Source organism: Winogradskya consettensis (assembly GCF_018332715.1).
GTDB lineage: Bacteria > Actinomycetota > Actinomycetes > Mycobacteriales > Micromonosporaceae > Actinoplanes > Actinoplanes consettensis.
In genome coordinates this window covers 122,992-131,059 of record NZ_BOQP01000024.1, presented here as the reverse complement: position 1 = coordinate 131,059, position 8,068 = coordinate 122,992, and the positions used below count along the sequence as shown (strand labels likewise).

8 protein-coding genes are annotated in these 8,068 nt (G+C 70.0%); 4 read left to right on the top strand and 4 right to left on the bottom strand.

The annotated features are described in order from the left end of the window. Positions 1-563 precede the first annotated feature (563 nt). The 3 genes from Aco04nite_RS23060 to Aco04nite_RS23050 form a co-directional block, all read right to left on the bottom strand. Positions 564-2,303, bottom strand: a complete 1,740-nt coding sequence (locus Aco04nite_RS23060) for a M28 family peptidase (protein WP_212999323.1) — start codon at positions 2,301-2,303, stop codon at positions 564-566. A gap of 82 nt (positions 2,304-2,385) precedes the next feature. Continuing rightward, positions 2,386-3,381 carry a phosphotransferase family protein gene (locus Aco04nite_RS23055; RefSeq protein WP_212999322.1) on the bottom strand — a complete coding sequence of 332 codons (996 nt, stop codon included), beginning with the start codon at positions 3,379-3,381 and terminating at the stop codon, positions 2,386-2,388. 102 nt (positions 3,382-3,483) lie between these two features. Then, positions 3,484-4,917: an SMI1/KNR4 family protein gene (locus Aco04nite_RS23050; RefSeq protein ID WP_212999321.1), complete on the bottom strand. Its 1,434-nt coding sequence runs from the start codon at positions 4,915-4,917 to the stop codon at positions 3,484-3,486. A gap of 179 nt (positions 4,918-5,096) precedes the next feature. Here Aco04nite_RS23050 and Aco04nite_RS23045 point away from each other — a divergent pair, with 179 nt between their 5' ends. The 4 genes from Aco04nite_RS23045 to Aco04nite_RS23030 are packed head-to-tail and all read left to right on the top strand — an operon-like array spanning position 5,097 to position 7,409. Continuing rightward, positions 5,097-5,837 carry a lytic polysaccharide monooxygenase gene (locus Aco04nite_RS23045; RefSeq protein WP_212999320.1) on the top strand — a complete coding sequence of 247 codons (741 nt, stop codon included), beginning with the start codon at positions 5,097-5,099 and terminating at the stop codon, positions 5,835-5,837. A 2-nt stretch (positions 5,838-5,839) separates the two neighbouring features. After that, the gene (locus Aco04nite_RS23040) at positions 5,840-6,382 is read left to right on the top strand and encodes a DUF305 domain-containing protein (protein ID WP_212999319.1); all 543 of its coding nucleotides are present in this window, start codon (positions 5,840-5,842) and stop codon (positions 6,380-6,382) included. Beyond that, the gene (locus Aco04nite_RS23035; RefSeq protein WP_212999318.1) at positions 6,379-6,891 is read left to right on the top strand and encodes a MarR family winged helix-turn-helix transcriptional regulator; all 513 of its coding nucleotides are present in this window, start codon (positions 6,379-6,381) and stop codon (positions 6,889-6,891) included. Before Aco04nite_RS23040 ends, Aco04nite_RS23035 begins: the two co-directional genes overlap by 4 nt. After that, positions 6,879-7,409, top strand: coding sequence for a GNAT family N-acetyltransferase (locus Aco04nite_RS23030; RefSeq protein WP_212999317.1), 531 nt, complete (start codon positions 6,879-6,881; stop codon positions 7,407-7,409). Before Aco04nite_RS23035 ends, Aco04nite_RS23030 begins: the two co-directional genes overlap by 13 nt. Here Aco04nite_RS23030 and Aco04nite_RS23025 read toward each other — a convergent pair. After that, positions 7,406-8,047: a response regulator gene (locus Aco04nite_RS23025; protein ID WP_212999316.1), complete on the bottom strand. Its 642-nt coding sequence runs from the start codon at positions 8,045-8,047 to the stop codon at positions 7,406-7,408. The two genes, Aco04nite_RS23030 and Aco04nite_RS23025, sit on opposite strands and share 4 nt — an antisense overlap. Positions 8,048-8,068 lie beyond the last annotated feature (21 nt).

Genomic DNA, 8,068 nt, shown 5'->3' with positions numbered 1-8,068 from the left:
CCTTGCTGAGATCACTTCACTATTCCGGCGGCACCCTCTCATGCCGCTGTCAGAGCGCGCCGGCGCGACGACTTGGACCGCGAAAACGCTAGTGGAGACAACTAGGACGAGTCGCTGCCGGTCGCCACTCCGCACAGACCGCCTCAAGGCGCGCGTCAAGGTTGAGAAGACCGTCGAAGCCGGCGGCACCGGGCTCGACTTTCCCGCTAAACGCGATGCTGGCTTCGACCCCAACCGTTTATCGCGGCCCGTAATACCGGATGGCCGCACAGAGCCCGAGAACAGCGCCGGTCAACCGCATGACCCACGTAGCTGTCACCCGCGATCCACCACCTTCGACGCTTCGGCAGCGCGTACCCGCACCGGTGGGGCTCCGCAGAACCGCTGAGGCCCCGAACCTACGGCCTGTCCCGACGCCGCCGCCATAACGGATCAGGCGGCTGTGGACAGCCCCACATTGTGGGTAACCCTCCCCGCGGGCTCGTACGTGTGACAAATCGCCGGGGTGCCATGACACCGGGCGGGGCGCAGAGACACGTCCCGCCCGGTGGTGATGCCCGCTGTCAGCTGACGGTGAGGGCGGTGTCGTCGATGACAAAGGAGGTCTTGAGGCCGGAGTCCTCGACGCCGGTGAAGCTGAGGGAGACGGTCTGGCCGGCGAAGGCGGCCAGGTTGTACGAGCGCAGGGTGTACGCGCCGGCGTTGAGGTTGGAGAAGACCTGCAGCGTGGTGGTGCCGGCCTTGACGGTCAGCTTGTCGTACTGCGTGGTGGTGGTCGTCTCGGCGGTGCCGATCTTCAGGTAGAACGACAGCGTGTACGTGCTGCACCCGGCGGGAAGCGTGACCGACTGCGACAGCGTGTCGGTGTGTGTCGAGCCGTAACCGTTGAGGTACGCGTCACGCGTGCCCGTTCGCGGCGCGCCGTCGCCGGTGTTCGCGCCGATGACGCCGCTCGACGCGGTCCACGGCGTCGTCGCGGTTTCGAAGCCGGGGTTGCCGATCTTCTGGCCGGGGCTCGCACACGCGCCGGTCCCGTTGACGGTCAGCGTGTACGAAGCGCTGTGGCTGGCGGAACCCGTTCCCGTCACCGTGATGGTGTACGAACCGGGCGCGGCGGACGCGGTGGTCGCGACGGTCATGGTGGACGAGCCGCCGGAGGTGACCGACGCCGGGCTGAAGCTCACGGTGACACCTGTGGGGGCGCCGGAGCTTGTCAGCGCGACGGTCTGCGCGCTGCCGGAGGTGGTGGCGGTGCTCACCGTGGCCGTGACGGACGAGCCCGGGTTCACCGCGCCCGAGCTCGCGCCGAGCGACACCGAGAAGTCGTTGGCCGTCGACGTGGCCGTGGTGAGGGTCCAGAGGGCGTACTCCTCGGCGTTGGCCCAGCGGCCCAGCGACGTGGTGTTGATGTTCGACGGGTAGGTGTCGCACGCCTTGTGGTAGCACGGGTCGTACGCCGCTCCGGCCGTGCCGCCCCACTTGGTGACCTGGGCGCTGGTCTTCGTGTAGCTCGCGCCGGTGGAGTTGATCGACGACGGGATGCCGGCGTTGCGGAACGAGCCGTCGTCGCTGCAGCATTCGGTCGAGGTCTCGGTGGGTACGCTGATCGAGGCGAAGTACTCGCGCAGCTTCACGGCGACCGCGTCGGTGCCGGTGACGAAGTAGCCGCCGTTGGTAGAGGCGATCATGTCGAACGTGCCGTACGCCTTGATCGCGGTCTTCTGCGCGGTGGTCAGCGAGTTGACGTAGAACTTGGAGCCGATCAGGCCCTGCTCCTCACCGGCCCACCAGCCGAGCCGGAGGTGATTGGTCATGGTCGGGTTGCTGGCGGCCAGCTGCAGCGCGGCTTCCAGGAGCGAGGCGGTGCCGGAGCCGTCGTCGTTGATCCCCGGCCCGGCCGACACGCCGTCGGAGTGGGCTCCGAACATGTAGGTGTTGCTGGTGTCACCGCCCGGCCAGTCGGCGATGATGTTCTTCGCCGAGCCGCTGCACGTGGTGCAGGTCTGCACGGTGACGGTGTAACCGGCCGCCTGCAGCTTCTGCTGCAGATACGTCGTCGTCGCGGTGTGACCCGCGGTGCCGGTCGCCCGGTTGCCGCCGTTGCTGGTGGCGAACGTCTGCAGCTGCTGCAGGTGGGCGTTGACGTTGGCGACGCTGACAGCCGGCGGAGCGGCCAGCAGGGTGGAGCCGGGCGCCGACAGGGATGAGCCGGGCGATGCCGCCGCCGGCAGGGCGCTGAGCGCCACCGTCACCGCGGCTAAAACAGCTAGGGCAGGTCCTGCCGTCACCGTTCTGAGTTTCATGGGTGCTCCTGGGGTCGAGGCCGATTCCCGGCTGGCCGTAGGAGAACAGGAACATGCCACCACGCACAAGATATCGAAACGCTTATATCTCTGGCTCGTCCGCCATGGACCGCAGCGCCTTGGTGATGTTCCACTCGGCGAGGTCGAGCATCCACTGCCGATCGGGGAAGTCGGTGTCCGCGATCCGCAGCGGCCCCTCGATCAGGGCCAGGACCTGGGCATAGCGGTACAGCTCCAGCCTGGCCGGGTCGAGATCCACCGGACGCAGCGCCGGGTACGCGTCCCCGAAGCGCAGCTGCAAGAACGCGTGTTCCCACTCCACGTCGAAATATGTCAAACCCTCGATGTCGATCAGTACGGGCTCCCCGGCGGCCGTGACGAACACGTGGTCCGGCCCGAGCTCGCCGTGGACCAGCCCGTAGGTGGTCCGCGGCGCTACCGCGGCGCGCAGAAACGCCACGTGCGAGACGATGCGGTCGTGCGCGCCGGCCAGGCGGGCGTCGCGTGGTGCGGCTGCGGCGAGGTGACCGAGAGCCCGGTCCACGATGATGTCCTCGGTGCGCCGGGCCTGCGGGGCCTCGCCGAGCTCGATCGCCGCGAGCCGGCCGTAGTGCGGGGACAGAGTCGTGTGCATGCGCCGCAGTGACTCACCGAGCGTGGCCAGCGGCGCGGCGGCGAGCTCGGGGTTGCCGTCCATCAGCGACTCGAGCTTCACTCCGCCCACATCTTCGACGAGCGCCAGGTCGGCGTCGAGATACCGGCCGTCCCGGTCCAGCATCACCAGATCAGGCACGCGTACGCCCGCAGCGCGCAGCGCCGCATGATTGGCACCGAACAGCGCGGCCCCCGACGCGTCGGTGAACGGATCGTCAGGGACGGTCTCCGACGGCGGCCAGTAGTTCTCGCCTGCCGACCACACGTAGAGGATCGCGCTGGTCGCGTCGTCGAGCCGCAACCGGTAGACGCCCTTCTTCGTGCCACCCGTCAGCCGGTCCAGCGCGACGAGCCGCCGCCCAGCCCCGAAATGGTCGCGGACCAGATCACGCACATCGTCCGGCCGCAGAAATACCCGAGTCATGCTGCCCCTCCGCAAGGTCGACCGGCCACACTCCCCGAGCCACCATCGCCGCGCAAGTCATTTCGCCGCCGGGCCGTCCGGTGCGAGTCAGCGCCGCGCAAGCTACTCCTCCGCCGAGACGGTCCGGTGCTCGACGGTGCCGCCGCCGATGGCGGTGTTCCAGGCGACCGCGTCATGCACGCCGACCAGGCCGCCCATCGCGGCGCCGGCCAGGCGGCCCGGCTGCCAGCCGGTCGCGAGGAGTTCGGTCCACTGGCGGCCGCTGAGGACGAGGACCTTCAGGGCGGGGAACGTTGCGACGGCGGCGATGTCGGACACGGCGGCCTCGGACACGTCGAGGCGCAGGAGCTCGGGCAGTGCGGCGAGCCCCGCGATCGACACCGGGGTGGTGTTGCCGGCCAGTCTGACGTACCTGAGGGTGGGCGTGGTGGCCAGCAGGCCCGGGTCGAAGGCGCCGGCCTCGATGTCGACGATCTCCACCGGAAGCCCGGCCGGGATGGCCAGGTCGGCGGACGTGGCCCCGTGGCTCCGGTCGATCGCGGTGATCGAGCGCAGGTGGGGGAGTCCGGCCAGGTCGCTCAGGATCACCTCGTCGGTGCCGCGCAGGTGGACGTGCTGGGTCCTGTCCGGGTCGGCGGGGGTCGTGTGTGGTTGGGGGCCCGCCGGACTCTCGGACAGGCCCGGCTCGCGCAGCAGGGCGAGGACCGACGGCGCGATGTAGCGGACCGGTCCCCATACGTCGCGCCCGAACTCGATGATCTGGCCGTAGGTGCCGCCGGGTGCCGGGTCGAGGTCGACGGCGGCGAAGTTCATGCCGTAGTCCGGGGCGAACGTCACCCACCAGTCGCTGCGGGCCACCCGTTTGACGCGACCGTGCGGGTAGCTCTCGAAGACGACCGGGTCACTCTTGAACAAGCCGGCATCCGGCTCGGCGAATTCGTACCATTTCACGATCTGGTCGAGGGGCACGGGGCTGAACCGGCCGAGCAGACCCGACTCGGACGGGTCGTGGTGGATCGTGCGGTAGAGGGCGCGGAGTTCCTCCGGCAGGCGTACGCCCAGCTGGTTCTCGACCGCGAGAATCTCCTCCTCGCCGTAGCCGGGCGGGAAGCTCGTCCCGAACGCGGCGACCAGGGCCCGGACCTCGGCGAGCACGGCGGGATCGGTGGGCCGCCCGTCGTTGGTCGCGGCGGCCGGTTTCGGCATGCCCGGCGCGGGATGGCCCGGGAAGCGGTATGCGGGGTCGAGGACGGCCCGGGGTGGCAGCGACGCCAGCCCGGTGGCGTAACTGACCACATAGGTGCCGGTGTCGCTGCCGCGGAGCTCCACCACCATGTCGGTGACGCCGGCGGCGGTCTTCAGCGCGTCCAGGAACGCGGAGTCGAAGCCGCCGATGAGGCCGGGGTTTCCTGCGGCGTCGTAGGTGCGCGCCTCGAGCCCGTACCGGCTGAGAGTGACGATTTCCGTGCCGGGCCGGGTCAGGCCGGCGGCGAAAGCCCGGCCGAGCGCGTGCATCGCCGATTCGATCTCGTCCACGCGGTGATCATGCCATCCCGGCCGGAGCAGCCTTATATAGAAAAACTTCGTTTCGTCTATTTACTGTTAACAAGCTTTAACTTATGTTGAGCGCACATCGCCGGGGTCGTCCCCAAGGCTCCGGCGGGCGGGCCGGGATCCCCCACCCGGCCTGCCGTCCCCCCATGAAGGAGGACCTCATGCGACGCCGGATCACCCTTCCCCTGTTCAGCATCGCCGCCGTCACCGCATCCCTGTTCGTCGCGGTGGTGCCCGCCAGTGCGCACGGCTACATCTCGTCCCCGCCCAGCCGGCAGGCCAACTGCGCGAGCGGTGCCGTCGCGAACTGTGGCGACATCGTCTACGAGCCGCAGAGCGTCGAGGCGCCGAAGGGCTCGAAGCAGTGCAACGGTGGCGGGTCGCGGTTCACCGTGCTCAACGACACCAGCAAGAACTGGCCCGTGGCGACCGTCGGGCAGAGCGTGACGTTCAACTGGGTGCTGACCGCGCGGCACTCGACCACGACGTGGGAGTACTTCATCGGGAACACGCTGCTGGCGTCGTTCAACGACGGCGGCGCCCAGCCGGGGGCCACGAAGTCGCACACGGTCAGCATGGGCGGGTTCAGCGGGCGGCAGACCGTGCTCGCCCGGTGGAACATCGCCGACACCGTGAACGCGTTCTACGCCTGCGTCGATGTGAACATCGGCGGCGGCAGCACGACGCCTCCCACGACGACCCCGCCGACCACCACACCCCCGACGACGACACCGCCCACAACGACACCGCCTCCGGCGGGTGGGACCTGGGCCGCGGGTACGGCGTACGTGCCGGGCAACCTCGTCACCTACGGCGGTCTCTCGTACCGCTGCCGGCAGGCCCACACCGCGCTCGCCGGGTGGGAGCCGCCCAACGTCCCCGCGTTGTGGGAACGGGTCTGACGATGAGAAGCGCCCTGCTGGTGGTCGTGATGATCCTGGCAGGGTGCGGCTCTGCCCCGGCGGACCGGCACAACAGCACCGATGTGATGTTCCTGCAGATGAGTCTGGAGTACATCGCGCAGGGCGACCGGGTGGCGGAGCCGGCGTCCCAGCGCGCGGGCGACGCCCGGGTCCGCGTCCTCACCGCCGAGCTGCACGAGCAGTGGGCCAGGGAGAGCACGCAGATGCGCGGCCGGCTCGGTGACTGGGACGAGCCCGTCGAGGCCGACCCCGACACGGGGGTGCACGCCGGGCACGGGGACCTGCACTCGCTGCGGGCCTCCGACATCGCGGAGCTCACCGCGGCGCAGGGAGACGCCTTCGACCGTACGGCGGTGAACATGCTCCTCGGGCATCTCCACAATGTCGTGCAGGTCGCCCGGATGGAGGCCGCCGGCGGGCGGGACCCGCAGGTGAAGGCGCTGGCCGAGGCGATGACCGCCACCCGGCAGGAACAGATCCGGCGCCTGTTGACGCTTCAAGCCGCCGCTACGATGGGGTCGTGAGTGCCGAACCCGTCGATCCGCCCCGCTGGCTGAACCCCGGGGAGCTCGAGTCCTGGCTGCCCGTCGGCGGCCTGCTGCTGCGGCTGCCGGCCGCCCTCGACGCGCAGATGCAACGCGACTCGGGGCTGAGCCACTTCGAGTACCTCGTGCTGGCGAACCTGTCCGAGGCGCCGGAGCGCACCCGCCGGATGAGTGCGCTGGCGGCGCTGGCGAACGGGTCCCTCTCCCGGCTGTCGCACGTGGTGAAACGGCTCGAGGCCAAGGGCTGGGTCGAGCGCCGAGCCTGTCTCGAGGACGGGCGCTACACCAACGCCGTGCTCACCGGGGCCGGCTGGGAGAAGGTCCTCGACAGCGCCCCCGGTCACGTCGAGATCGTCCGCTCGCTCGTGCTCGACGTGCTGAGCCCCGCCGAGCTGGCGCAGTTCGGGGACATGGCCCGCCGCATACTGACCCGGCTGGAGACCCCCGAACCCGACGAACGACCCGAGGAGCCCCCGTGCCGGAACTGATCGCCCCGACGTCCCGGCTGCACCGGCAGTGGCTCGACGCCCGCGACGACTGGGGGATCGGCGTCCACCAGGACGGGTCCGGCATGCGCCCCGGCGACGATGTCGACACCACGGACGGCTTCGCGGCGTTCGTCCGCAGGCTGCTGCGCGAGTCCGACCCGGCGATCGAGCCCGCCCCGGACTGGGTGCACTGCACCTACTGGTGGATCGTCGAGGGTGACGAGATCCTCGGCACGATCTCGCTGCGGCACGAGCTCAACGAGTTCCTGCTCGAGGCGGGCGGCCACATCGGCTACGGCGTGCGCCCCGCCGCGCGCGGGAAGGGTCTGGCGGGCGCGGCGTTGCGGCAAGTCCTCGCGTACGCGAAGAAACTCGGTATTGATCGTGCTCTGCTCTCGTGCAACGTGGACAACGCCGCCTCGCGCCGCACGATCGAGAAGAACGGCGGCGTGCTGGAGGACATCCGCACCACCGAGATCGGCCGGGTCCGCCGCTACTGGCTCCCGACAGGTGCCTAACCGCTGACGAGGCGGCGTTCCCAGGCCCAGGCGGCGATCTCGACGCGGTTGCGGGCGCCGAGCTTGGTCTGGACGCTGCCCAGGTGGGTCTTCACGGTGCCGACCGAGATGAAGAGCTGCTGGGCGATCTCGGCGTTCGTGAGGCCGCGGGCGGCGAGTTTCACGACGTCGAGCTCGCGGGGGGACAGGCCGCCGTCGTCGCCGGCGGGTGCGGGCGGGGACAGGTGCTCCAGCAGCCGTACGGTGATCGACGGGCTGATCAGGGCGTCGCCGGAGACCGCCGCTCGGACCGCCTCCACGAGCAGGGCCGGGCCGGAGTCCTTGAGCAGGAAGCCCGCCGCACCGCCCCGCAGCGCCTGGTGGACGTACTCGTCGAGGTCGAACGTCGTCACCACGACGACCTTGACCGGGTCTTTGACGCCGGGGCCGGAGAGCAGCCGCAGCGCCTCGAGGCCGTCCATGCGGGGCATCCGGATGTCGAAGAGCGCCACGTCGGGGCGCAGGCTGCGGGCCAGGGCCACCGCCTCGACGCCGTCGGCGGCCTCGCCGACCACCTCCATGTCCGGCTGCGCTCCGATGATCATTCCGAAGCCCGTCCGGACCATCGCCTGGTCGTCGGCGATCAGCACGCGGATCACTGTGTTGCTCCTGTCAGAAAC

What these genes read in the sequence shown, in the direction of transcription:
- Aco04nite_RS23045 (WP_212999320.1), top strand. Translation starts at nt 5,097, where the DNA reads ATGCGACGCCGGATCACCCTTCCCCTGTTCAGCATCGCCGCCGTCACC.
- Aco04nite_RS23055 (WP_212999322.1), bottom strand. Translation starts at nt 3,381, where the DNA reads ATGACTCGGGTATTTCTGCGGCCGGACGATGTGCGTGATCTGGTCCGC.
- Aco04nite_RS23060 (WP_212999323.1), bottom strand. Translation starts at nt 2,303, where the DNA reads ATGAAACTCAGAACGGTGACGGCAGGACCTGCCCTAGCTGTTTTAGCC.
- Aco04nite_RS23040 (WP_212999319.1), top strand. Translation starts at nt 5,840, where the DNA reads ATGAGAAGCGCCCTGCTGGTGGTCGTGATGATCCTGGCAGGGTGCGGC.